We start from the raw sequence: 22,675 nt of genomic DNA, 5'->3' as shown, positions 1-22,675 counted from the left end.
CGCGTGTCGATGCGCGCGTATCAGCCTTTCGGCTGACGCGCCCCGAAGATCGCGCTGCCGACCCGCACATGGGTCGCCCCCATCTGGATAGCGGCCGGGTAATCGGCGCTCATCCCCATCGACAGGATCGGCAGGGCGTGGCGGCGGGCAATCGCCGCCAGCAGGCCGAAATGCGCCGAGGGCGGATCCTCCGCCGGCGGGATGCACATCAAGCCAGAAACGGTGAGACCATGCGTCTCCCGGCACTCGGCCAGGAACGCATCGACCGCGCCTGGCGCCACCCCACCCTTCTGCGGCTCCTCGCCGGTGTTGACCTGCACCAGCAGGGTCGGATGCCGGCCGCTGCGCTGGATCTCCTTTGACAGGGAAGCGGCGAGCGAGGTCCGGTCGAGGGTGTGGATCACGTCGAACAGCTCGACCGCATCACGCGCCTTGTTCGATTGCAACGGGCCGATCAGGTGCAGCTCGATCCCCTCGGCCTCCTCGCGCAGGAACGGCCACTTGGTCTTCGCCTCCTGCACGTAGTTCTCGCCGAAGCGGCGCTGACCCGCGGCGATCGCCGGGCGGATGCCCTCGGCGGGAATCGTCTTCGAGACCGCGACCAGGGCAATGCCGGTGGGATCGCGCTCGCTGTCCTGCGCGGCGCGGGTGATCTCCTCGCGGATCGTGGCCAGGTTCGCGGCGATGGTCTGCGAGTCGATCATGACCGGCTTCCTTTCCGGCGGCGCGCCGCCCGTCCTTGATTGTTGACCCTCGGGACCAAACCGTGTCCTAGTCCGCCGGCGCCGCGCCGAGCAAGCTCAACCGTTTGCGGCCGTGACGTTTTCCCTTCATCCCTGCCGCCGGTGCTCTCGGCGCCGGCGCCGACCGGTCGCAAAGACGCCGCCATGGCCGAACGTTACAACGCGAAGGATTCCGAGCCCCACTGGCAGCAGGTGTGGGCCGAGCGGGAGATTTTTCGCACCCGCAACGACGATCCGCGCCCGAAATACTACGTGCTCGAGATGTTCCCCTACCCGTCGGGGCGCATCCATATGGGCCACGTGCGCAACTACGCCATGGGCGACGTGGTCGCCCGCTACAAGCGCGCCAAGGGCTTCAACGTCCTGCACCCGATGGGTTGGGACGCCTTCGGCCTGCCGGCCGAGAACGCCGCGATGCAGAACAAGGTCAACCCGCGGGACTGGACCTACGCCAACATCGCGACGATGCGGGCGCAGCTGCAATCGATGGGTCTGTCGCTGGACTGGAGCCGCGAGATCGCGACCTGCGATCCCGAGTACTACAAGCACCAGCAGCGGATGTTCCTGGACTTCCTGCAGGCCGGGCTGGTCTCGCGCCGCACCGCCAAGGTGAACTGGGACCCGGTCGACCACACCGTGCTCGCCAACGAGCAGGTGATCGACGGCCGCGGCTGGCGCTCCGGCGCGCTCGTCGAGCAACGCGAGCTCACCCAGTGGTTCTTCAAGATCACCGACTTCGCCCAGGACCTGGACGACCAGCTGGACACCCTGGAGCGCTGGCCGGAGAAGGTCCGGCTGATGCAGCGCAACTGGATCGGCCGCTCGGAGGGGCTTGAGCTGCGCTTCGCCCTGGAGCGCGCGCCGGAGGGCGCAGCCCGTGAGGTCACGGTCTACACCACCCGGCCCGACACCTTGTTCGGCGCCAAGTTCCTGGCGGTCGCCGCCGATCACCCGCTCGCCGCCGCGGTGGCGAAGGACAATCCGGCGCTGCAGGATTTCATCGCCGAGTGCCGGCGCATGGGCACGGCGCAGGCCGCGATCGACACGGCGGAGAAGCTCGGCTTCGACACCGGCCTCAAGGTCCGCCACCCCCTCGACCCGTCCTGGACCCTGCCGGTCTACGTCGCGAATTTCGTGCTGATGGAGTATGGCACCGGCGCGGTGTTCGGCTGCCCGGCGCACGACCAGCGCGACCTCGACTTCGCCAACAAGTACGGTCTCGGCAACACGCCCGTCGTCTGCCCGCCGGACCAGGACCCCGCAAGCTTCGTCATCACAGACACCGCCTATGACGGCGACGGGCGGATGATCAACTCGCGCTTCCTCGACGGGTTGGACACCGACGCGGCGTTCAAGGTCGTCGCCGACCGCCTGGAGGCCGAGACCCTCGACGGTGCTCCCGTGGGCCAGCGCCGGGTGCAGTTCCGCCTGCGCGACTGGGGCGTGTCGCGCCAGCGCTACTGGGGCTGCCCGATCCCGGTGATCCACTGCGAGTCCTGCGGCGTCGTCCCGGTCCCGGTCGCGGACCTGCCGGTGCGCCTGCCGGAGGAGGTCTCGTTCGACGTGCCCGGCAACCCGCTGGAGCGCGACGCGGCCTGGCGCAACGTGCCCTGCCCGTCCTGCGGCGGGGCAGCCCGGCGCGAGACCGACACCATGGACACCTTCGTCGACTCGTCCTGGTACTTCGCCCGCTTCACCGCGCCGTGGCTCGAGGACGCTCCGACCGACAAGGTGGTGGCCGATCACTGGCTGCCGGTCGACCAATATATCGGCGGCATCGAGCACGCGATCCTGCACCTGCTCTATTCCCGCTTCTTCATGCGGGCGATGCGCAAGACCGGCTGGGCCGGGCTCGACGAGCCCTTCGCCGGCCTGTTCACGCAAGGCATGGTCGTCCACGAAACCTATCGCGACGAGACCGGCGCGTGGGTGCAGCCGGTCGACGTCAAGGTCGTGACCGAGGACAGTGCCCGGCGGGCGTTTCACGTGAAAACCGCCGCACCGATCGCCATCGGGGCGATCGAGAAGATGTCGAAGTCGAAGAAGAACGTCGTCGACCCCGACGACATCATCGCCTCCTACGGCGCCGACACCGCCCGCTGGTTCATGCTCTCCGACTCGCCGCCGGAGCGCGACGTGATCTGGACCGAGGACGGCGTCCAAGGCGCGTCGCGCTTCGTGCAGCGCGTCTGGCGCATGGTGAGCGAGGTGGCTGAGGGCAGGGCTGAGCCGGCGAATGCCGGCAGCGAGGCGGTGCTGAAGGCGGCGCATAAGGCGCTGGCGGCGGTCGGGGAGGATATCGAGCGCCTGCGCTTCAACCGCTGCGTCGCCCATATCTACGAGCTCGCGAACAGCCTGCAGGACGCTGTGAATGCCGAGCGCGGCCAAGCCCCCTCCCCTGCCCTTCGTGAGGCGACGCTGATCCTGGTCCAGCTCATCGCCCCGATGATGCCGCACCTTGCCGAGACCTGCTGGACCGCCCTCAAGCAGGACGGCCTGGTGGCCGAAGCGGCCTGGCCGGCAGTTCGTCACGACCTCCTGGTCGAGGACAGCGTGACGCTGCCGGTGCAGATCAACGGCCGCAAGCGCGCCGACGTCACCGTGCCGCGGGATTCCGATCAGGCCGCTGTTCAGGCCGCTGTTCTGGCGCTCGAACCAGTACAGCGGGCGTTGGAGGGCAAGCCACCTCGCAAGGTGATCGTGGTGCCGCTGCGCATCGTCAACATCGTGGTCTGATCAAGCGCGCGCTCCCGTGAAGTGTCAGGGCCCGACGATCGAAAGATCGCCGGGCCCTTCCTTTATCCGCAACATCCCCGATTTCCCGCGATCGACCCGCCCGTGGCCCTGCTGTCGCCGCAGAGACTCTTTAGACACCCTCGCCTATTCTGAGGCGCGGCGGCCGCCGCCCGAAAGGTCTCGGCGGCCCCTTGGCAGCGCTTCAGCGTAGCGGTAACGGCGTCAGCGTAGCGGTCACGAGACAAGCGGTGGCAGGACGGACCTTCATGGCAGGCAGTACGGCGAAGACGGCGCGTAACCTCACTCTCGTCGCCACCCTGGCGCTCGGCCTCTCGGCCTGCTTCCGGCCGCTCTACGGACCGACCGCGTCCGGCGCCCCCTTGAGCGCCGTGCTCGCGTCGATTCAGGTCGAACCGGCCAAGACTGCGCAGGGCCAGGAGCGCCTCGGCCACTATCTGCGCAGCGAGCTGGTCTTCGACCTCGACGGGTCGGGCCAGCCCTCCGAGAAGAAGTACCGCCTGACCCTCGCGGCGAGCGAAACGGTGCAGACGCCGATCGTCAGCTCGATTACCGGCCGGGCCGAATCGGCGACTCTGCTCGGCACCGCCTCCTACAAGGTTCAGACGTTGTCGGGGGACCGCACTATCACCGAGGGCGTTGCCCAGGGCACCGCCACCTACGACCGCTCCGCCCAGCGCTTCGCCAGCCTGCGCGCCGCCCGCGACGCCGAGATCCGGTTGGCCAAGCTCCTCTCCGAACAGATCAAGACCCGCGTCGCCGCGATCCTGGCGACCCAGCCCTGAGCCGCGCATGATCGCCGGAGACCTGTCGTGACCGCCGTCAAGGCTGGCGAGGTCGAGGGGTTGCTGCGCCGCGGCCCCGACCCGCGTATCGCCGTGATCCTGGTCTACGGACCGGATACCGGCCTCGTCGCCGAGCGCGCTCGCCTGCTCGCCGAGAGGGCCGTCGACGATCCCTCCGACCCCTTCGCGCTGGTGAAGCTCGACGGCGACGTGCTGGCGAGCGATCCCGGCCGCCTCGTCGACGAGGCCGGCACGGTCGGGCTGTTCGGCGGCAAACGCGCGGTCTGGGTCCGACCCGGCAGCCGCAATTACGCACCGGCGGTCGAGGCCGCGCTGAAGCAGGACGGCGCCGAGACACGGATCGTGGTCGAGGCCGGCGACCTCGCCAAGTCGGCTCCCTTGCGCGTCGTCTGCGAGCGCTCGACCAGAGCGCTGGCGATTCCCTGCTACCCGGACGATGCCGGTACCCTCGCCGACCTGATCGAGCGGACGCTCCGGGCCGACGACTTGCGCATCACCCGCGAAGCCCGCGACCTCCTCGCCAGCAGCCTCGGCGGTGACCGGCGGGCGAGCCTCGGTGAGATCGAGAAGCTCGCGCTCTACGCCCGCGGCCAGGGCGAGGTCGGCATCGACGATGTCGAGGCGATCGGCAGCGACGTCTCGGGCTCGATGCTCAACGCTCTGATCGATGCCGCTTTCGCGGGACGCGTCACGGAGACCGAGCGCACATACCGGCGTTTCCAGATCGAGGGCATGGACGCCTCGGTGATGCTGGGGGGCGCCCTGCGCCACGCCCTCACCCTGCTCGCCACCCGCCTCGACGGCGAGGGCAAGAGCCCGAGCGCGATGGTGGCGGGTTGGCGCGGCCTGCATTTCCGGCGCCAGAAGATCGTCGAGATCCAGCTCGCCCGCTGGAGCCCGGCCTCTTTGCGCCGGGCGGTCTCGCTGCTGCAGGAGGCGGTGCTGGGCGCACGCCGGGCCGGTGGCGACTTCTCGCACGCCATTGCGGCCGATCTCTTCCTGCGCTTGGCCAGCGAGGCGGCGCGGCGGGGCTGATGAGCCCCCTGCCCTCCTGAAAGGCCGGGCCATCGATGCCCGGCCGATTTACGCCCTACATCTCCAGGCGTCGGCACAGCCCGTCGAGCTGATCGAGGCTGGTGTAGCGCAGGCGCACTTCGCCACCGGCACCTTTGGCCTCGATCGACACCACAATCCCCAGGGCATCCTCCAGGCGCCGTTCGAGGGCGCGGGTATCAGCATCCTTCTCGACGGCCGCCTTGCGCGGCCGGCCGGGGCGCGGACCAGTGCCAGTCTGCTCGCCGGCGGCCAGGGCCTCGACCTCGCGCACGGTCATGCCGTCATCGATCACCCGGCGGGCGACGGCCTGCGGGTCCTGGACGGCGAGGAGCGCCCTCGCATGGCCGGCGGTGAGCGTGCCAGCAATGACGTGATCCTGCACCCCAGGCGGCAGCTGCAGGAGACGCAAGGTATTGGCAAGGTGGCTGCGGCTCTTGCCGATGATCTCGGCGAGTTCGGTTTGAGTGTACCGGAACTCGCTCATCAGACGCTCGTAGCCCGCCGCCTCCTCGATGGCGTTCAGGTCGGCGCGCTGGACGTTTTCCAGGATGGCGTATTCGAGCGAGGTGCGGTCGTCGATCTCGACCGTGACCACCGGCACCTCATGCAGGCCGGCACGCTGCGCCGCACGCCAGCGCCGCTCGCCGGCGACGATCTCGAACGCGTCCGGCACGTTGGCGAGCGCCCGGACCACGATCGGCTGGATCACCCCGCGGGTGCGGATCGAGGCCGACAGCTCCTCGAGTTCGGTCTCGGCGAAGTGACGGCGCGGATTGCGCGGGTTCGGCCGCAGGAACTCGATCGGCACGCGCCGCTGGCCCGCCTTCGGCTTCTCGAGAGCGGCAGGAGCCTCCTCGCCGAAATCGCCGATCAGCGCTGCGAGACCCCGCCCGAGGCGCGGTCGCGCTCCCTCCTCCGCCATACCCTTCATCCTCTCATCGACTCCATTACGCGGGTTCAGGCGGCGGCCGGCAGGCGGCCTTCACGCTGGATGATCTCGGAGGCGAGCCGCAGATAGGCCTGCGAACCGGCACATTTGAGATCGTAGAGCAGCACCGGCTTGCCGTGGGACGGCGCCTCGGACACGCGCACGTTGCGAGGGATCATGGTCTCGTAGACCTTGTCGCCCATGAACTCGCGCACATCGGCCACCACCTGTGCCGACAGGTTGTTGCGCGGATCGAACATCGTTAGCACCACGCCCTGGATCGCCAGGCGCGGGTTGAGGGCGCCCTTGACCTGTTCGACGGTGCGCAACAACTGGCTCAAGCCCTCGAGGGCGAAGAACTCGCATTGCAGCGGCACCAGCACCGCGTGCGCCGCCGCCAGGGCGTTGAGGGTGAGCAGGTTGAGCGAGGGCGGGCAATCGATCAGCACATAGGTGAACCGCCGGTCCTCGGTGGAAGGTTGGGCCTCTTGCGCCTCGCCCCGATCGAGCGGTTCCAACGCCCGGCGCAGGCGCTGCGCCCGATCGGCCGCACTCGCCATCGCCATCTCAAGGCCGAGCAGATCCATGGTCGAGGGGATCAGTGACAGGCGCGGCACCGCCGTGACCTGCACCGCATCGGCCAGGGCTGCCTCGCCGGAGAGCACGTCGTAGGTCGAGAGACGACGCTGGCGCCGGTCGATGCCGAGACCGGTCGAGGCGTTGCCCTGCGGATCGAGGTCGACGATCAACACGTGCTCGCCGATCGCCGCGAGCGCGGTGCCGAGATTGATCGCCGTCGTGGTCTTGCCGACGCCGCCCTTCTGGTTGGCGAGCGCGATGATGCGCAAGGGCCGTGGGCTGCCGCCCGCCTGCGACTCAGGAGGTTCCGCGATCATGGGAGAAGGCCGCTCACGCTGGAGACGCGGACGATTCTGGCTTCAGAATCGGTCCGGCTCGGGATCAGATCCGCAGTAAATCTCCACCTTTCCTCGGCCTCGGTCAATTCGGTTAAGACATCACGCCCTTTCGGAAAAAGCCCGGTAGCGCCGTTTTTCAACAAGGGTGCGGTCCAGGTGAGGAGTTGTGGCAGCGGCGCGAGGGCCCTGGCTGTGACGATCTGCGAATCAGTGAAGCTCGCGACGACGTTCTCGATGCGAGCGACATGGACTTTCGCGGGCGCGCCGGTGATCCGCGCGGTCTCCTGCAGGAAAGCACCCTTGCGGCCATTGCTCTCGACGAGATCGACGCGAAAACCAGGCCGCTCGCGGCCGGCGATCGCCAGGATCAGGCCAGGGATGCCGGCGCCGCTGCCGAGATCGAGCCAGCGCGCCGCGTCGGGCGCGAGCGCCAGGAGCTGGAGCGAGTCGGCGATGTGACGGGTCCAGACCTCGGCGAGAGTCGAGGGCCCGACGAGATTCTTGATCGACTGCCAGCGGGTGAGCTGCGCGACATAGAGATCGAGAGCGGCAGCTGTTTCACGTGAAACGCCGGCGTCGCGGAGGACGGCATCGCGGCCGGGAGGGCTAAAGGTCATTCGGCTGGAACCTGAGCCGGGCCGCCGCGGCGGGCATGGGCTGCCAGCAGGGTGAGCGCGGCCGGCGTGACACCCTCGATGCGAGCAGCTTGGCCGAGGGTGAGGGGGCGGACAGTGTCGAGCTTCAGCCTCAGCTCGTTCGAGAGACCGGCGATGCTGCCGTAGTCGAGAAAGGCCGGCAGCGCGAACGCCTCGTCGCGCCGGAATGCCGCGATGTCCGCCCGTTGACGGTCAAGATAGACCGCATAGGTCGCATCGGTGCAGAGGCGATCGGCGAGGGCAGGGGGAACGTCCTGGAGTTCCGGCCACACGGCAGCGAGCCGATCCCAGGTGATCTCCGGATAGGAGAGAAGCTGGAATGCCGACCGGCGAATACCGTCGCGGTTGAGGGCGATGCCGTACCGCTGCGCCTCCGTCGGGGTGAGGCTCAAGCTCTCCAGCATCTGCCGAGCGCCTTGAAGCGCCTCACGGCGCGCAGCGTCGTGGGCCGCGCGAGCCGGCGAGACGCAACCGAGGGCGATCCCGCGACCGGTCAAGCGCTCGTCCGCATTGTCGACGCGGAGGCTGAGCCGATACTCCGAGCGCGAGGTGAACATCCGATACGGCTCGCTGACCCCATGGGTCACGAGATCGTCGATCATCACGCCAATGTAGGACTCGGCTCGGTCGAACACCGCGAGTTCGGCCGCACCGGCGAGGCGGGCGGCGTTGAGCCCGGCCACCAGCCCCTGGCCCGCCGCCTCCTCATAGCCCGTAGTGCCGTTGATCTGCCCCGCGAGGAACAGGCCGGCGACGCGGCGGGTCTGCAAGGTCGGATCGAGTTCACGTGGATCGACGTAATCGTACTCGATGGCGTAGCCGGGACGCAGGATTACCGCACGCTCGCAGCCGGGCAATGACCTGACGATGCCGTGCTGCACCTCCTCGGGCAGGGACGTGGAGATGCCGTTCGGGTAAACGGTCGGGTCGTCGAGGCCTTCCGGCTCCAGGAAGATCTGGTGGCCGTCACGGTCGCCGAAGCGGACCACCTTGTCCTCGATCGACGGGCAGTAGCGCGGCCCGCGGCTGGTGATGCCGCCGGAATACATCGCCGAGCGGTGGAGGTTGGCGCGGATCAGATCGTGCGCCGCCTGGCCCGTTCGGGTGACACCGCACTCGATCTGAGGCGTGGTGATGCGCTCGGTCAGGGACGAGAACAGCACCGGTTCATCGTCGGCGGCCTGCTTGTCGATGCCGTGCCAATCGATGGTGCGGCCGTCGAGGCGAGGCGGCGTGCCGGTCTTCAGGCGACCGAGGGTGAAGCCGTGCCGGTCGAGGGTCGCCGAGAGGCCGAGTGCCGGACCTTCGCCAATTCGGCCGGCCGGGATCGTCATCTCGCCGATATGGATCAGCCCGCGCAGGAAGGTCCCGGTGGTGAGAACCACGGCGCGGGAGGGGAAGGCGCGGCCGTCGGCGAGCACAGCGCCGGTCACTCGACCGTCGTTGATGACGAGATCGGCGACCTCACCCTCAATGATCGTCAGGGTCGGCGTCTCGCTCAAGAGCGACTGCATCGCCCGGGCGTAGAGCTTGCGGTCGGCCTGAGTGCGCGGCCCGCGCACTGCCGGCCCCTTGCGGCGGTTGAGCAACCGGAACTGGATCCCGGCCTGGTCGGCGACCCGTCCCATCAGCCCGTCGAGGGCGTCGACCTCGCGCACGAGGTGGCCCTTGCCGAGGCCGCCGATGGCCGGGTTGCAGGACATCGCCCCGAGCGTATCGCGACGATGAGTGACGAGAGCGGTCCGGGCGCCATAACGCGCAGCGGTCGCGGCCGCCTCGGCGCCCGCATGCCCGCCGCCGACGACGATCACATCGTAGGTGGAAGATTCGTCAGAGTGCATGAGGTGATTAGGCGGTGCCCGGCAGCGGCGTCAATCGCGCTGTCGCGATGTCTCGCGTTTCACGTGAAAACACCCTGAGCTGGCCGCTCATTTGCCGATGCAGAAGCTGGAAAAGAGGCGGTCCAGCATCTCCTCCACCCCGACACGCCCCGCCACCTCACCCAGAGCGCGCACGGCGAGACGCAGATCCTCCGCCACCAGCTCTGCCGGCAGCTCGGCGCCACGGTCTACGACGTGATCGAGATGATGGGCGCAGCGTTCGAGAGCGATCCGCTGTCGCTCGCGCGTGACAAGCGCCTCGCCCTGGCCGAGGGAGGACTCAGCAGCGCGCTCGATCTCGATGAGGAGCCGGTCGAGCCCGGCTCCGGTCCGGGCCGAAATCGTCATCTCGCCATCCGCGACCGAGTCCGACAGGTCGCCCTTGGTGGCGACGAAGAGCGTCGGGACGGACAGGGGAGGGGGGGTCTCACCGTCCGGCTCACGTAGCCACACCACCAAGTCGGCCTGGTCGATGCGGCGGCGGCTGCGCGCCACGCCCTCCGCCTCGATAGCATCGGTACTGTCGCGCAATCCCGCCGTGTCGACCAGCAGCACCGGCAATCCGCCCAGGTCGCAGCGCACCTCGATGGCATCCCGCGTCGTTCCGGGGATCTCGGAGACGATCGCGACGTCGCGGCGAGCGAGCGCGTTGAGCAGGGTCGACTTACCCGCGTTCGGCGCTCCGGCGAGCACCACCGTAAAACCGTCGCGCAGGCGCTCGCCCCTGCGGCCATCGGCGAGGGCGGCCCGGATCGCGTCGCGGACATGCGCCGCAGCTGTGCGACCAGACGCGGTCAAAGCCTCGTCATCGATGTCGCCCTCGTCGGAGAAATCGAGGGCAGCTTCCATGCCGGCAAGCACGTCGAGGAGGGAGGCCCGCCATCCCTCCACGGCCCGGCCGAGGACGCCGTCGAGCTGGCGCACGGCCTGACGCCTCTGCGCCTCGGTCTCGGCATCGATCAGGTCGGCCAGACCCTCGACGGCGGTCAGGTCCATGCGGCCGTTGAGGAAGGCGCGGCGAGTGAAGGCGCCGGGCTCAGCCGGCACGAGTCCCGGGATCGCGCCGAGGCTGCGCAAGACCGCCGCCCGGACCGCCGGGCCGCCATGGAGGTGCAGCTCCGCCATGTCCTCGCCGGTGGCGGTACCGGGGCCGGGCAGCCAGGCGACGAGGGCGTGATCGAGGAGTTCCCCGGTTGCCGGCTCGCGCAAGGTGCGCAGAGACAGGCGTCGTCCCGGCGGCAATGGCGCCTGGATCAGCGCCGCCAGGGATGGGCCTGCCTGCGGACCGCTGATCCGCACGACGGCGACGGCGGTCCGGCCATAACCGGTAGCGGGGGCGAAGATGGTGTCGGAGACGTGCATCGGCGGGGGAGGGGGTTGGATCGGGGTTCTCGGGAAGGGGGCTATCACGAACGGCCGGCGATCCGAATGAGTGCCGCGCCACCCATACGTCGGGGGCTTGTCTGCTGAAGCCGGGAGGTCGTGCCAAAAAAGAACGGCGCCCCTCTCGGGGCGCCGCGCGACAACGTCCGGGTGATCGCGACCGGCGGTCGGATCAGGTGTTCATCGAGTCGAAGAAGTCGCTGTTGCTCTTGGTCTGACGCAGCTTGTCGAGCAGGAACTCGATCGCGTCCGTGACGCCCATCGGGTTGAGGATGCGGCGCAGGACATAGGTCTTCTTGAGGGAATCCGGCGGGACCAGCAGCTCCTCCTTGCGGGTGCCGGATCGGGTGATGTCGATCGCCGGGAAGATACGCTTGTCGGAGACCTTGCGGTCCAGGATGATCTCGGAGTTGCCGGTGCCCTTGAACTCCTCGAAGATCACCTCGTCCATGCGCGAGCCGGTATCGATCAGGGCCGTCGCGATGATGGTGAGCGAGCCACCCTCCTCGATGTTGCGGGCGGCACCGAAGAAGCGCTTGGGCCGTTGCAGGGCGTTGGCGTCGACGCCGCCGGTCAACACCTTGCCGGAGGACGGCACCACGGTGTTGTAGGCGCGGCCCAGACGGGTGATCGAGTCGAGGAGGATCACCACGTCACGGCCGTGCTCGACCAGACGCTTGGCCTTCTCGATCACCATCTCGGCGACCTGGACGTGGCGGGTCGCCGGCTCGTCGAAGGTGGAGGCGATCACCTCGCCCTTCACCGAGCGCTGCATGTCGGTGACCTCCTCCGGCCGCTCGTCGATGAGCAGGACGATGAGGTAGCACTCGGGGTGGTTCAGGGTGATCGACTGGGCGATGTTCTGCATCAGCACCGTCTTGCCGGTGCGCGGCGGCGCCACGATCAGGGCGCGCTGGCCCTTGCCGATCGGCGCGACGATGTCGATGATCCGGGGCGAGAAATCCTTGCGGGTCGGCTCCGACAATTCGAGCTTGAAGCGCTGCGTGGGGAACAGCGGCGTCAGGTTGTCGAAGTGGACCTTGTGCTTGATCTTGTCCGGGTTCTCGAAATTGATGGTGTTGACCTTCAAGAGCGCGAAGTAGCGCTCGCCGTCCTTCGGGCCGCGGATCGGGCCCTCGACGGTGTCGCCGGTGCGCAGGCCGAAGCGGCGGATCTGCGTCGGCGAGATGTAGATGTCGTCGGGACCCGGCAGGTAGTTCGAGTCGGAGGAGCGCAGGAAGCCAAAGCCGTCCTGCAGCACCTCGACCGTGCCGGCGCCGATGATCTCGACGTCCTTGGCAGCGAGCTGCTTCAGGATCGCGAACATCAGCTCCTGCTTGCGCATGGTCGAGGCGTTCTCGACTTCGACCTCCTCGGCGAAGGTGAGGAGCTCGGTCGGCGTCTTCGACTTGAGATCCTGCAGCTTCACCTCGCGCATGGCGGGGATGGCCGGGGTCTCGATCGGGGCGAGGGTATCTTCGATCATGGGATATCGGGGTGCGGGGGCGAAGCTGGGGAGCGTCATGTCAGGACAGGTCCGGCCGCCGCAGGACGCGGCGTTGAGCGGAAGCAACGGGGTGGCCGAGGCGGGCACCGGTCGCGAAGTCGTCGCCTGATTGTCCCGGAGGTCGCGTGGAGGGGCCGTTCGACCCTGGATGCGACGTGACGTGACGATGGAGGAGGGAACGACTTTATGTAACGGGTCCTCGTCGTCGACTCAAGTCCCCAGCGGGGAAAAGTGGGGAAAGGCGCGGTGCGGCGACATCGCAGGAGATGACGGATCCGGCGCGCATGCTCCGGCCGCGCCCGAAGCACGGCGAACTATCGGCGCAGTCGTCGCGCCGCTGCATTAACATTTGGAAGGCGTAACCCCGACATTACAACCATCGGTCGTCAAAGCGGTCGCTGGGCTTAAGGATGTCGCGTGTCGCCGCCGAGGTATTCCGGCAGTACGGCGCAGTATCGCGGCGGGACGAGCGGGCAGCGATGCGGTCGGCGGCGAGCGGATCAGCGGCGACGTAGGCGGATATAGAGCGCACCACCGCCACCGTGATGATGGGCGGCCTCCTCGAAACCGACGACCAGGGGGCGCAGCTCGGGCAGTTGCAGCCAATGAGGCACGCTGCGGCGCAGCACGCCGCGCTCGGCGTAAGGGTCGCCGCCGCCTCCACCCTTGCCGGTGACGACCAGCACCACCGCGTGTCCCGCCGCCCGGGAGCGGTGCAGGAAGCCGATCAAAGCCGCATGAGCCTCGGCCTGGCGCATGCCATGCAAGTCGATCGACGCGTCGACGCTGCGCGAGCCGCGGCGCAGGGCCGTGCGCACCCGCCGCTCCAGCGGCGCCAAAGGTGGGAGAGCCGGGGTTGGAGGAGGCGGGCTCGGTGTCGGCGACTGAGTCAGTATCGACTTCTTCGCAGCGGGCCGCACCGTCGCGGCAACCGGTGCCGACGGGGATGCGGGCTCCGACGGCGGGGGAGGGGAAGGCGCGGCGGGGACCGCACGCCCACGCAAGGGCGTGACCAGACGTGAGATCTCGGCCCAGAGGCGGCTCTCCTCCGACGAGAGCCGGCGCAGCCGCCGCGGACGGCGCGGCTCGCTCACGGGGCGGCTCCGGGATCGCCCTGCTTCGGCAGCAGCACCACGAAGCGCGCCGGATCGCGCAGAAGTCCCGCGACAGCACCGGCCCGGGCGCCGGTGCCGAGATAGAGGTCGCCGCGGGCCGGCCCCAGGATCGCGGATCCGGTATCCTGCGCCACCACGAGGCGGCGCAGAGGGGTGCTGCCACCCTCTGGATCCGGCAGCGAGCCCTCGAGCCAGAACGGCAGCCCGTAGCGCCACAGGGTGGCGTCGACCGCGAGGCTGCGTCCGGCGGTCAGCGGCACGCCGGCCCCGCCGCGCGGGCCGGCCCGCTCCGGGATGCCGTCGTCGACGCGAAAGAAGATGTAGGAGGCGTTGCGGCGGATCAGGTCCCGGGCCCGGTCCGGATGGGCGCGCAGCCAGCCGGTCCAGCGGTCAAGCGTCAGGCCTTCGAGCGGCAGGTAACCGCCGGTGACGATCAGGCGGGCGACCGAGGTGTAGGGCTGCCCGTTGCGGCCGTCATAGGCGAGGCGCACCGAGCGGCCGTCCGGCAGGCGCACCCGGCCGGAGCCCTGGACCTGCAGCACCAGGAGATCGACAGCGTCGCGCAGCCAGAGCAGGGGGCGGGCACGGCTGCCGAGCGCCCCATCCTCGATCGCCGCCCGATCCGGATAGGGCCGGAAAGCGTCGCCGTCGCGACGGGCGGCGCGCAAAGTCGGGTCGAGGCCCGGCCGGGTCTCGCCGGGCTCCAGCGAGACGAGGTCGTCGGGACGCGCGAGCGCCGGCACGGTGAAGTCCGGCGTCGGCACCGGCGAGCCGGCGAGCTCGGGCTCGAAATAGCCGGTGAGGAAGCCAGCCGTTCGCTCAGGAACGGCGTCGCGGTTCGGCCGCAGGACGCGGTAGGCGGAGAAGTGCCGCTCGAAGAAGCCCCGCGCTCCCTCCGGCGATGACTCGGCCGCGGCGGCGCAGGGCAGGGCGAGGTCCTGGCGCGGCGCGCCCGGCGCCGCCTCGGCGAGAACCGGGCCGGCCGGCGTCGCGCAGGTCGCCCGGAAGGTCGCGAGGGCCGCCGCTAAATCGTCGTCCGCGAAGCCCGGCAGGGCGCTGAGGGGGACGGGTTCGAGGACGGCCTCGCCGACCCGCAAGGGGGCAGCACCCGCCGAGGAGGCGTCCCCCGCCAAGCCGGCGCTGCCGGTGAGGAGGACAGCGAGGACGAGGGGGGCGGGACGTACGGCGAGACGTACGGCGAGACATGGGCCGATGGCCGGTGGCATGGGCTTGACGGGCTCCGGCCCCGGAAAGGCTGTGTCCTGATCGCGTCGCGAAGGGCAACGCATGGTCGTGGCAACGCGTGATCTTGATCGAGGGCCGGCGGCCGATCAAGCCGCCGGCGGCGACAGTCGTCAGTGCCCGGCTTCCGTGGCGACGAGCTGCCAGTTCGGATCGCGGCTGCCGAGGGTACGAGCAAAGGTCCAGACGTCGGTCACGTCGACGACCTTCTCGGGGCTGCCATCGACGACCTGGCCCTGCGGGCCGCGGGTGGCGGTGATCAGCTTCGAGAGGTAGCGCACGGTGACCTGCGCCACGCGGTTGCGCACGTCGACCCCGACGATCTCGGCCCGGTCGATCGACACGAAGGTGGTCTCGACGGTCTGGCCGGCGCGCTCGCGGCCCTGGATCGCCCGCTCGAACCCGTCCGCGACCTCGCGCGAGAGCAGGGTCTTGAGCGTCTTGCGGTCGCCCTTGGCGAAGGCCGTCACGATCGTCTCGTAGGCGACTTTGGCGCCGTCGGTGAAGGCACGGGGATCGAAGTTCGGCTCCTGCTGGAGGATCAGGTCGAGGCCGCGGGCGGCGGGCGAGTTCGGCTCGACCACCCCCTTCCAGTTGCGCGGCACCGCGGTCGCGACCGGCGCGGCGGCGCCGCGCTCGGGGCCAGCGCCGGGCAGCCGCACGACGTTGTCGCCGTCGCGGGGGGCGGCCGGCGGCTCCTCGCGCCGGGCCAGCGGGTTGAACGGCGGCCGCTCGCTCCCGGTCTTCTGACCGAGCACCGAGCGCAGCTTCCAGATCACGAAGACCGCAAGCCCGAGGAAGATGAGGGTCGTAAGGTCGAGGGAATCCTGCATCATCGATCCGTTCGTGGCGGCTTTACGCGGAGCATCCCTGACCGCCCCGGCACAGCTTGCGACATCTCCGGCGCGTCGACGGCTTTGGCACCGGGACCGGAGCAAGGCAAGCGTCCGGCCGGCGCCGCACCGCGGGCCATTCGAAGGATATGGGGCCGGGCCCCCGCCGTATCCAGGCGCCCGCGCGACGATGCACGGGTTCTGGCGGAGCTTCCCGGAGGAAGCCGGCCTGCCGCTGTATCGGGGAGGCGGAAGGCAGTGACGCGGAAGAGATGATCGGCGCCTCTGCTTGTTCGCGGCCTACGGGCATGATAGCGGCAACGCCGCCGTCGCGCGCGCCGTTTTTCGCGCCAGTGCGCGTCGGCTCGCCCGTTTCGTCCAGCCCTCGAAGGAACCCTCCGCCATGGCCGATTCCCCGGTCCCGAACGGTAACGGTGGCGCCGCGGCGCAGCCCGACGATTTCACCCCGACCCTCAACGCCCTGGCGCAATATGCCAAGGATCTCTCCTTCGAGAACCCGAACGCGCCGCGCTCGCTGCAGCCGCAGCAGCAAGGCCCGCAGATCAACATCCAGGTCAACGTCAACGCCCGGCAGCTCGCCGAGGAGGATTTCGAGGTCGAGCTGCGGCTCGAGGGCGACGCCAAGATCGGCGCCGAGGTGCTGTTCGCGTTCGAGCTGACCTATGCGGGCATCTTCCGCCTGCGCAACATCCCGCAGGACCAGATGCACCCGGCGGTGATGATCGAGTGCCCGCGGCTGCTGTTCCCGTTCGCCCGCCAGATCATCGCCGACGCGGTCCGTAACGGCGGCTTCCCGCCGCTCTACATCGACCCGATCGACTTCGTCGGCCTCTACCGCCAGAAGGCCGCCGAAGCCCAGGCGCAGGGCGGCGTGGCGTAATGCCGATCCGCGCGGGTCGGTCCCGGCCCGCGCACCCTCGGTGTTTCACGGGAAACGCGGCCGTATCCGCTACTCCCGCAGGACCGGAACCAGAGACGCTACGAGCAGCCCGGCCATCGCGAGGTTGAACAACCGCAGGGCCCGCCGCGTCCTCAGCACCCGGGCGGTGCCGACGCCGATCAGCGTCCAGAAGGCCAGGCAGGGCAGGGCGACGAGCCCGAACAGGATCGCGAGCAGCCCCGTCGCGACGGCCGAGGCACCCTCGGCATGGGCCGTGTAGGTGGCGAGCGCGCCCGCCGCGATGACCCAAGCCTTCGGGTTCACCCATTGGAACAGGGCAGCCTGCAGGAAGCCGAGGGGGCGGCCGGACGCCTTCGCGGCCGGGTCGGCCGGGTCCGGATCGGCGCGTGCGATCATCCAGGCGAGCCACAGCAGGTAAGCCGCCCCGACCCATTTCAGCACCGCGTGTACCCGTGGATCGGCGAGCAGCGGCAGGCCGGCCGTGCCGAGGACAACCAGCATCACGGGGAAACCCGCCGCGATGCCGAGCATGTGCGGGACGGTACGGGCGAAGCCGTAGGTTGCGCCGGAGGCCACCACCATGGTGTTGTTGGGGCCGGGCGTCGCCGACATCGCGACCGCGAACGCGCTCGCCGAGAGAAACCAGGTCCAGTCCACGATCAAACCGCTCCGCGTCGTCCTCGCGCCGTCGGCACGATGATACACGGTTCTTCGTCGCTCCCATCGCGCCGGCTCCCGGGGCCGTAGCCCTCTCGCCCTTTGCTGCCGCTCGTTCGGCCCCGATCGTCGCGGCGGCATGCACGGCATCGGCGAACCCTGGGTCAGGTGATCGCAGGACGGGCCGGCCCTCCCCCCTGGACTCCCGCCCCCGGATCGGGCGATGGGGGCCGAGAGCGCATCGCGAGAGGGAAGGCGACGGGATGGCGTACTGGCTCTACAAGTCCGAGCCCTCGGTCTGGTCCTGGGACGACCAGGTCGCCGCCGGCGAGGCGGGGACATCCTGGAACGGGGTGCGCAACCACGTCGCGCGCAAGAACCTCGAGGCGATGCGGCTCGGCGAGCAGGGCCTCTTCTACCACTCGAACGAGGGCAAGGCGGTGGTCGGCATCGTCGAGGTGATCCGCACCTATTATCCCGACGACACCGATGAGACCGGCCGCTTCGGCATGGTCGATCTGAAGGCGGTCGCAGGCTTGCCCAACCCCGTCACCCTGGAGGCGATCAAAGCCGAGCCAGCCTTGCGCGAGATGGTGCTCGTCAACAACTCGCGCCTGTCGGTGCAGCCAGTCAGCGCGGCGGAATGGGCGCTGGTGCGCCGCATGGGTGGTCTTTAGATGAGGCACCGATGAGGACCGGCGCGTGAGGCGCGTGGTCGCCGGGCTCCGGGCCGGGTGCTGGCTCGTCCTCGTGCTGCTGGCAGAACCGGCGAGCGCCCAGAGGTCCAAGGCGCCGGCAAAGCCCCTGCCCGACAAGGTCCTGACCTGCGGGGCCCTGGCGAACCTGCGCATCCTGATGGCGGAGACAGGGGGCAGCTCCGCAGCGATCAAGACCCGGCTAGAGGATCCGAAGGCGGATCACCTCGGTTGCACACGGGTCGGCCGCGACCGGATCGAGGGCAATGCCGAGCGGGTGGTAATCGGCGGCACCGCGTATGACTGCCTGAAGGTGAAGGAGACGAGCCTGTGCCGCTGGACCCTGTCCGGCGTGCCGGCGGAGGCGCCGTGAGGCGCCTCCCATCGGGGAGCGTCAGATGCTCCAGTACGGCGTGGCGTTGAAGTAGCGGTGGACGTGCTCCTCCCACTTCCGGTCGTAGGAGGGATCATTGCCTTCGGCCGAGGCCGGCGGCGCGGAGCGGAGCTGGTCCTCGGTGACGTCGAGCACGTAGGCGTCCAGCTCCGGCGCGAAGCGCAGGGTCGACCACGGGATGGTGTGGTAACCCTCGCCGATGCCGAGGAAGCCGCCGAAGCTCATCACCGCGTAGACCACCTGGCCGGTGGTCTTCTCGATCATCAGGCGCTCGATGCGGCCGACGGCATCGCCGTTCGGGCGGCGCACGGTGGTGCCCTCGACGCGGTCGCTGGCGATGAGCTTGCTCGTCTCGCTGGTGGTGGTGCTGCCCATGTCGGAGCGGTCGCCGACGGTCGGTGCGACGGTGGTCATCGGAATTCCTCCGGATCTTGGTCTCTTCCCCGGCAACGCTGCCGCGGCGGAGCCTGTTCCGGAGCCGGCGCCCGGCCGCGAGAGTTCGGCATCTGCGCTGCGGCGAATGGCGGAGCAGCGGGGCGGTTCCCCCCGGGCGTCAGGGGCGCTAGCCTGCGGCCATGCCCCTGCGTCCCATCACCCTGGTCCCATGCCGATTCGCCGTGCCGCCGTCCTGACGGTTCTCCTCGCCCTCGCCGCTCCCGCCCTCGCGCAGGATCGCGGCACCCTCACCCCGAAGCCGCTGCCGCCGCTCGCCAACCCGGACGATCCGTCCACGCCGGCAAAGGCCCTGTTCGGCCGCGCGACGACGCCGGCGGCACTGCCGCCGCAGGCGATCGGCGGCTACGCGCGCGGCTGCGTGGCCGGCGCCGAGGCCCTGCCGATCGACGGCGCGACCTGGCAGGTGATGCGCCTGTCGCGTAACCGGAACTGGGGCCATCCCCGGCTCGTCGCCTTCCTGGAGAAAATCGCTACCGAGGCGCCGCGCAAGGCGGGCTGGCCGGGCCTCCTCGTCGGCGACATGTCCCAGCCCCGGGGCGGGCCGATGCTGACCGGCCACGCCTCGCACCAGCTCGGCCTCGACGCCGACATCTGGCTGACCCCGATGCCGGACCGGCGCCTGACCCGGGCGGAGCGCGAGGAGATGTCGGCCACCAACGTGGTGCGGCCGGACCGGCGCGACATCGACCCGAGCGTGTGGCTGCCCGAGCACCTGCGGCTGATCAAGATGGTGTCGCGCGAGCCGGAGGTGGCGCGGATCTTCGTCAATCCGGCGATCAAGCGGGCGCTCTGCCGCGAGGCGGGTTCGGACCGGAGCTGGCTCACCAAGGTGAGGCCGATCTACGGCCACAACTATCACTTCCACATCCGGCTCGAATGCCCGGCGGGGGAGGCGGCCTGCCACGACCAGGACCCGCCGCCGGCCGGCGACGGTTGCGGCTCCGAGCTCGATTACTGGTTCTCGGACGCGGTGCTGAACCCCAAGCCCCGCCCGCCGGGCAAGCCGCGCCCGCCGATGACCCTGGCCGGACTGCCGGAGGCCTGCCGCACGGTGTTGAAGGCGCGCTGATCCCGTTTCGGGACCGGTCCATGGCCGGTCCCGGTTCGAGCCTCATTCCGCCGCGACGCCGACCCCGATCGGGCAGGACACCCCGGTGCCCCCCAGGCCGCAATAGCCGCCCGGGTTCTTCGCCAGGTACTGCTGGTGGTACTCCTCGGCGAAGTAGAACGGGCCGCCGTCGCGGATCTCCGTGGTGATCGGGCCGTAGCCCCGCGCCTTCAGGGCGGCGGCGTAGGCGTCGCGGGAGGCTTCGGCCTCGGCCCGGCGCCCGACGTCGGGCAGGTAGAGGCCGGAGCGGTACTGCGTGCCGACATCGTTGCCCTGGCGCATGCCCTGGGTCGGATCGTGGCTCTCCCAGAACGTCTTGAGCAGGGCGGAAAACGGGATCACGTCCGGGTCGTAGGCGACGAGCACGACCTCGTTGTGGCCGGTCAGCCCGGAGCAGACCTCCTCGTAGGTCGGGTTCGGCGTGGTTCCGGCGGCGTAGCCAACGGCGGTGACGAAGACGCCGTCGCCGAGCTGCCAGAACTTGCGCTCCGCACCCCAGAAGCAGCCGAGGCCGAACACGGCCGTCTCGATGCCGTCCGGATACGGGCCCTTGAGCGGGTGACCGTTGACGAAATGCCGCTCCGCCGTCGGCTGGGGGGTGGGCCGCCCCGGCAGGATCCGGTCGGGGGCGGGCATCTCGGCGCGCTTGCGGAAGAACAGCATCGGCGGGTCGCTCCGGTATCGGAACGGAGCCTCGCAGCTCCGGAGGCGAGATGCCTCTGATCGCGGCCTGATGTGGGGTGCCGGGCCTCGTTCCTGAAGAGGCGCGCCGTCAGCGCAGGACCGGTGCTTGCGTCGCGGCGACGCGGGCCGGGGCCTCGGGCCCGAAGGCGGTGCTGGGATCGAAGAAGACGCCGCGGGCGGTGATCAGCCCGGCCGCCAGGGCCCAGAACAGCACGGCGCCGACGATCCGCCGGGTCCGGACCGGACGGCGGCGCGTCGTCGCGCACCTGGCTTCTTGCCCGGGCCTCAGGTCCAGGCGCTCGCCGAACGGATCGAAGATGGCAGGACGCATGGTCGAATCCGGCGTGACGCACGGCTCCGGCGGGCGGAGCTTGGAGACTGTAGATAGGTCCGGTGCAGGCTTCGCAGCAATAGGCGCGGTTTTCTATTTTATGGAGCGACATAGAAGATATTTGCTGCGTGAAAGCTCATAGAGAGAAATTTCGTCTTTTTTCCCTGGAGCGGCGATGCTTCGGTGACGCATCGTGACGCATCCGGCCTCGCCGCCGCCCTCGGCGGCCGTGCAGGTGCGACCGAAACCGGTTCCCCCATGCCGCCGCCGCCAGCAGTGACCCTTCGGTACCACAGGGGCAGGCCGAGGGCTGGTGACCCGCCCACATGGTTGATCCGCCGGGATCGTCCGGCCTACAATTCAATGACCCTGCGGTATGCCAGCCTATTCGCGGCCAAGCCCGAGTGCTGAGCTTAGGAAGATTTACCTTGGAGAGCGGAATTCGGACGCGCGTCGCGCGGGCGGCTCATGGCTTGTGGCGGCAGCTCGTCCCGGGTCGGCAATCCGGCCCGGATCGAAACGCCATGCGGACCGGCGCCCGATGAATCTGCACCCTCCGGCCCATCGCGTGGATCCGCGGGCGGCGGACCTGTCGTCGCACGACTTCATGCGCCTGATCGAGGCATTCGGCCTGACCGGCGCCTGGCGCTGGGATTTCGTCTCCGGTCGGCAGGTCTGGTCGTCGGGGCTCTACCGCCTGCTCGGGCTGCGGGAGGGCGAACCGGCGAGCTACGAGCGGCTGCTCGACCTCGTCCACCCGGCCGATCGCGACGTGCTCGAGGATGCCGCCCAGATCGTCCAGGCCGGGGTTCTCAGCAGCCACACGGTCCGGCTCATCCGACCGGACGGGACGGCGCGCACGGTGGTGAGCCGCGGCGAGGTCTTCTTCAGCCCTGCGGGTCGCCCGGTCGCGGCGACCGGCGTGCTCCTCGACGTAACCGACCGCGAGCGCCTGGCCGAGATGCACCGCCTGGAGCAGCAGCGCCTGGCCAGCCTGGCGCGGGACGCGCAGGTCTTCATCCATACCGAGCCGAGCCTGCCGTTGACCGAGTACGAACCCGATTTCCTGGCCCTCGTGGGCCTGCGCCGCGAGGAGGTGCGGGCGGATTGGCTCAGCCCGATCGTGCCGGAGGAGCGGCCGCGCTGGCGCGACGAGCTGCCCCGCCTCGCCGCCCTGGGTCAGCCGTTCAGCATCGCACCGACCCTGCGGCTCGCCGAGGGCGGGGCCGCGCCGTTCCGCATGACGCTGGTGCCCCTGCGCGACGGGACTCCCGATCCGGTCTGCTGGACCGCCGTGATCGCGCCGCTGGCGGCCGAGGCCCCCGCCCGGGAACGCCCGCAGCGCCAGGCCGAACCGGCGGTCCGCGTCGAGCGGGCGATCGAGGGCCGCCACCTGCGGGCGGCCCGCGGCCTCCTCGACTGGACCCTGAACGACCTCGCGCGGGAGAGCGGCCTGTCGCTCTCCACCGTGCGGCGCCTGGAGGAGGAATCCGAGGGACCGTCCTCGCGCTCCCGCCCCCACGTGCTGGCCGCCCTGCGCAAGGCCGGCATCGTCTTCACCCTGGTCGAGGGCGGCGCGGTGGCGTTGGCGCGGGCGGAGTGACGGGG

Annotated in this window: 22 protein-coding genes; 8 read left to right on the top strand and 14 right to left on the bottom strand. The window is 69.8% G+C overall.

Features of this window, described 5'->3' with window-relative positions:
• Window positions 1–20: 20 nt before the first annotated feature.
• A complete protein-coding gene (locus MFF64_RS07300) occupies window positions 21–704 on the bottom strand; it encodes a YggS family pyridoxal phosphate-dependent enzyme (RefSeq protein WP_099904964.1) in 684 nt (227 codons plus the stop codon).
• A 183-nt stretch (window positions 705–887) separates the two neighbouring features.
• On the opposite strand from MFF64_RS07300, the gene leuS reads away from it, so the two are divergent.
• From leuS to holA, 3 genes are all read left to right on the top strand, one after another.
• Complete coding sequence (gene leuS, locus MFF64_RS07295; protein WP_099904966.1) at window positions 888–3,479, top strand: leucine--tRNA ligase; 2,592 nt, start codon at window positions 888–890, stop codon at window positions 3,477–3,479.
• Between the two features lie 266 nt (window positions 3,480–3,745).
• Complete coding sequence (locus MFF64_RS07290; RefSeq protein ID WP_238190237.1) at window positions 3,746–4,282, top strand: LPS assembly lipoprotein LptE; 537 nt, start codon at window positions 3,746–3,748, stop codon at window positions 4,280–4,282.
• Between the two features lie 27 nt (window positions 4,283–4,309).
• Entirely contained in the window at window positions 4,310–5,338 is a 1,029-nt protein-coding gene (gene holA, locus MFF64_RS07285; protein ID WP_238190235.1) for a DNA polymerase III subunit delta, read from the top strand.
• A 55-nt stretch (window positions 5,339–5,393) separates the two neighbouring features.
• Here the strand turns inward: holA and MFF64_RS07280 are convergent, their stop codons facing one another.
• The 9 genes from MFF64_RS07280 to MFF64_RS07240 form a co-directional block, all read right to left on the bottom strand.
• Window positions 5,394–6,281: a ParB/RepB/Spo0J family partition protein gene (locus tag MFF64_RS07280; RefSeq protein WP_099907756.1), complete on the bottom strand. Its 888-nt coding sequence runs from the start codon at window positions 6,279–6,281 to the stop codon at window positions 5,394–5,396.
• A 35-nt stretch (window positions 6,282–6,316) separates the two neighbouring features.
• Entirely contained in the window at window positions 6,317–7,183 is an 867-nt protein-coding gene (locus tag MFF64_RS07275; protein WP_099907753.1) for a ParA family protein, read from the bottom strand.
• Complete coding sequence (gene rsmG, locus MFF64_RS07270) at window positions 7,180–7,821, bottom strand: 16S rRNA (guanine(527)-N(7))-methyltransferase RsmG (RefSeq protein WP_099907751.1); 642 nt, start codon at window positions 7,819–7,821, stop codon at window positions 7,180–7,182. The genes MFF64_RS07275 and rsmG overlap by 4 nt, the downstream gene beginning before the upstream one ends.
• Window positions 7,818–9,701 (bottom strand): tRNA uridine-5-carboxymethylaminomethyl(34) synthesis enzyme MnmG, encoded by a 1,884-nt coding sequence (gene mnmG / locus MFF64_RS07265; RefSeq protein ID WP_099907748.1) that lies wholly within the window; start codon window positions 9,699–9,701, stop codon window positions 7,818–7,820. The genes rsmG and mnmG overlap by 4 nt, the downstream gene beginning before the upstream one ends.
• 87 nt (window positions 9,702–9,788) lie before the next feature.
• Window positions 9,789–11,102, bottom strand: coding sequence for a tRNA uridine-5-carboxymethylaminomethyl(34) synthesis GTPase MnmE (mnmE, locus tag MFF64_RS07260; protein WP_099907746.1), 1,314 nt, complete (start codon window positions 11,100–11,102; stop codon window positions 9,789–9,791).
• 193 nt (window positions 11,103–11,295) lie between these two features.
• Window positions 11,296–12,609 carry a transcription termination factor Rho gene (gene rho, locus MFF64_RS07255; RefSeq protein WP_099907744.1) on the bottom strand — a complete coding sequence of 438 codons (1,314 nt, stop codon included), beginning with the start codon at window positions 12,607–12,609 and terminating at the stop codon, window positions 11,296–11,298.
• A gap of 521 nt (window positions 12,610–13,130) precedes the next feature.
• The gene (locus MFF64_RS07250) at window positions 13,131–13,724 is read right to left on the bottom strand and encodes a Smr/MutS family protein (RefSeq protein WP_099907742.1); all 594 of its coding nucleotides are present in this window, start codon (window positions 13,722–13,724) and stop codon (window positions 13,131–13,133) included.
• A complete protein-coding gene (gene mltA / locus MFF64_RS07245; protein ID WP_099907740.1) occupies window positions 13,721–14,971 on the bottom strand; it encodes a murein transglycosylase A in 1,251 nt (416 codons plus the stop codon). The genes MFF64_RS07250 and mltA overlap by 4 nt, the downstream gene beginning before the upstream one ends.
• A 129-nt stretch (window positions 14,972–15,100) precedes the next feature.
• Window positions 15,101–15,820 (bottom strand): Tim44/TimA family putative adaptor protein, encoded by a 720-nt coding sequence (locus MFF64_RS07240; protein WP_238190343.1) that lies wholly within the window; start codon window positions 15,818–15,820, stop codon window positions 15,101–15,103.
• A 403-nt stretch (window positions 15,821–16,223) separates the two neighbouring features.
• Between MFF64_RS07240 and secB the strand changes: the two genes are divergently transcribed.
• Window positions 16,224–16,721, top strand: a complete 498-nt coding sequence (gene secB, locus MFF64_RS07235) for a protein-export chaperone SecB (protein ID WP_099906705.1) — start codon at window positions 16,224–16,226, stop codon at window positions 16,719–16,721.
• 69 nt (window positions 16,722–16,790) lie between these two features.
• Here secB and MFF64_RS07230 read toward each other — a convergent pair whose 3' ends face one another.
• Window positions 16,791–17,399 (bottom strand): LysE family translocator, encoded by a 609-nt coding sequence (locus MFF64_RS07230; RefSeq protein ID WP_238190233.1) that lies wholly within the window; start codon window positions 17,397–17,399, stop codon window positions 16,791–16,793.
• A gap of 263 nt (window positions 17,400–17,662) precedes the next feature.
• On the opposite strand from MFF64_RS07230, the gene MFF64_RS07225 reads away from it, so the two are divergent.
• Window positions 17,663–18,076: an EVE domain-containing protein gene (locus tag MFF64_RS07225; protein ID WP_099906707.1), complete on the top strand. Its 414-nt coding sequence runs from the start codon at window positions 17,663–17,665 to the stop codon at window positions 18,074–18,076.
• A gap of 25 nt (window positions 18,077–18,101) precedes the next feature.
• The gene (locus tag MFF64_RS07220) at window positions 18,102–18,467 is read left to right on the top strand and encodes a hypothetical protein (protein ID WP_133123674.1); all 366 of its coding nucleotides are present in this window, start codon (window positions 18,102–18,104) and stop codon (window positions 18,465–18,467) included.
• Window positions 18,468–18,488: 21 nt separating this feature from the next.
• Here MFF64_RS07220 and MFF64_RS07215 read toward each other — a convergent pair whose 3' ends face one another.
• Window positions 18,489–18,863, bottom strand: a complete 375-nt coding sequence (locus MFF64_RS07215; protein WP_238190341.1) for a PRC-barrel domain-containing protein — start codon at window positions 18,861–18,863, stop codon at window positions 18,489–18,491.
• Between the two features lie 229 nt (window positions 18,864–19,092).
• Between MFF64_RS07215 and mepA the strand changes: the two genes are divergently transcribed.
• A complete protein-coding gene (gene mepA / locus MFF64_RS07210; protein ID WP_099906714.1) occupies window positions 19,093–20,013 on the top strand; it encodes a penicillin-insensitive murein endopeptidase in 921 nt (306 codons plus the stop codon).
• A gap of 42 nt (window positions 20,014–20,055) precedes the next feature.
• Here mepA and msrA read toward each other — a convergent pair whose 3' ends face one another.
• Together msrA and MFF64_RS07200 are read right to left on the bottom strand one after the other, a co-directional pair.
• Entirely contained in the window at window positions 20,056–20,715 is a 660-nt protein-coding gene (gene msrA / locus MFF64_RS07205) for a peptide-methionine (S)-S-oxide reductase MsrA (protein ID WP_099906716.1), read from the bottom strand.
• A gap of 109 nt (window positions 20,716–20,824) precedes the next feature.
• The gene (locus MFF64_RS07200; protein ID WP_099906718.1) at window positions 20,825–21,067 is read right to left on the bottom strand and encodes a hypothetical protein; all 243 of its coding nucleotides are present in this window, start codon (window positions 21,065–21,067) and stop codon (window positions 20,825–20,827) included.
• A gap of 541 nt (window positions 21,068–21,608) precedes the next feature.
• Between MFF64_RS07200 and MFF64_RS07195 the strand changes: the two genes are divergently transcribed.
• Window positions 21,609–22,670, top strand: a complete 1,062-nt coding sequence (locus MFF64_RS07195) for a PAS domain-containing protein (protein WP_165795840.1) — start codon at window positions 21,609–21,611, stop codon at window positions 22,668–22,670.
• Window positions 22,671–22,675: the final 5 nt, after the last annotated feature.

Source organism: Methylobacterium frigidaeris (genome assembly GCF_022179185.1).
Lineage (GTDB): Bacteria > Pseudomonadota > Alphaproteobacteria > Rhizobiales > Beijerinckiaceae > Methylobacterium > Methylobacterium frigidaeris.
This window is presented reverse-complemented; position numbering and strand designations above follow the sequence as displayed.

What these genes read in the sequence shown, in the direction of transcription:
- MFF64_RS07215 (WP_238190341.1), bottom strand. Translation starts at nt 18,863, where the DNA reads ATGGGCAGCACCACCACCAGCGAGACGAGCAAGCTCATCGCCAGCGAC.
- MFF64_RS07240 (WP_238190343.1), bottom strand. Translation starts at nt 15,820, where the DNA reads ATGCAGGATTCCCTCGACCTTACGACCCTCATCTTCCTCGGGCTTGCG.
- msrA (WP_099906716.1), bottom strand. Translation starts at nt 20,715, where the DNA reads ATGCTGTTCTTCCGCAAGCGCGCCGAGATGCCCGCCCCCGACCGGATC.
- mltA (WP_099907740.1), bottom strand. Translation starts at nt 14,971, where the DNA reads ATGCCACCGGCCATCGGCCCATGTCTCGCCGTACGTCTCGCCGTACGT.
- MFF64_RS07195 (WP_165795840.1), top strand. Translation starts at nt 21,609, where the DNA reads ATGAATCTGCACCCTCCGGCCCATCGCGTGGATCCGCGGGCGGCGGAC.
- rho (WP_099907744.1), bottom strand. Translation starts at nt 12,609, where the DNA reads ATGATCGAAGATACCCTCGCCCCGATCGAGACCCCGGCCATCCCCGCC.
- rsmG (WP_099907751.1), bottom strand. Translation starts at nt 7,821, where the DNA reads ATGACCTTTAGCCCTCCCGGCCGCGATGCCGTCCTCCGCGACGCCGGC.
- secB (WP_099906705.1), top strand. Translation starts at nt 16,224, where the DNA reads ATGGCCGATTCCCCGGTCCCGAACGGTAACGGTGGCGCCGCGGCGCAG.
- MFF64_RS07200 (WP_099906718.1), bottom strand. Translation starts at nt 21,067, where the DNA reads ATGCGTCCTGCCATCTTCGATCCGTTCGGCGAGCGCCTGGACCTGAGG.
- mnmE (WP_099907746.1), bottom strand. Translation starts at nt 11,102, where the DNA reads ATGCACGTCTCCGACACCATCTTCGCCCCCGCTACCGGTTATGGCCGG.
- MFF64_RS07300 (WP_099904964.1), bottom strand. Translation starts at nt 704, where the DNA reads ATGATCGACTCGCAGACCATCGCCGCGAACCTGGCCACGATCCGCGAG.
- MFF64_RS07280 (WP_099907756.1), bottom strand. Translation starts at nt 6,281, where the DNA reads ATGGCGGAGGAGGGAGCGCGACCGCGCCTCGGGCGGGGTCTCGCAGCG.
- MFF64_RS07290 (WP_238190237.1), top strand. Translation starts at nt 3,746, where the DNA reads ATGGCAGGCAGTACGGCGAAGACGGCGCGTAACCTCACTCTCGTCGCC.
- leuS (WP_099904966.1), top strand. Translation starts at nt 888, where the DNA reads ATGGCCGAACGTTACAACGCGAAGGATTCCGAGCCCCACTGGCAGCAG.
- mepA (WP_099906714.1), top strand. Translation starts at nt 19,093, where the DNA reads ATGCCGATTCGCCGTGCCGCCGTCCTGACGGTTCTCCTCGCCCTCGCC.
- mnmG (WP_099907748.1), bottom strand. Translation starts at nt 9,701, where the DNA reads ATGCACTCTGACGAATCTTCCACCTACGATGTGATCGTCGTCGGCGGC.
- MFF64_RS07275 (WP_099907753.1), bottom strand. Translation starts at nt 7,183, where the DNA reads ATGATCGCGGAACCTCCTGAGTCGCAGGCGGGCGGCAGCCCACGGCCC.
- MFF64_RS07225 (WP_099906707.1), top strand. Translation starts at nt 17,663, where the DNA reads ATGGCGTACTGGCTCTACAAGTCCGAGCCCTCGGTCTGGTCCTGGGAC.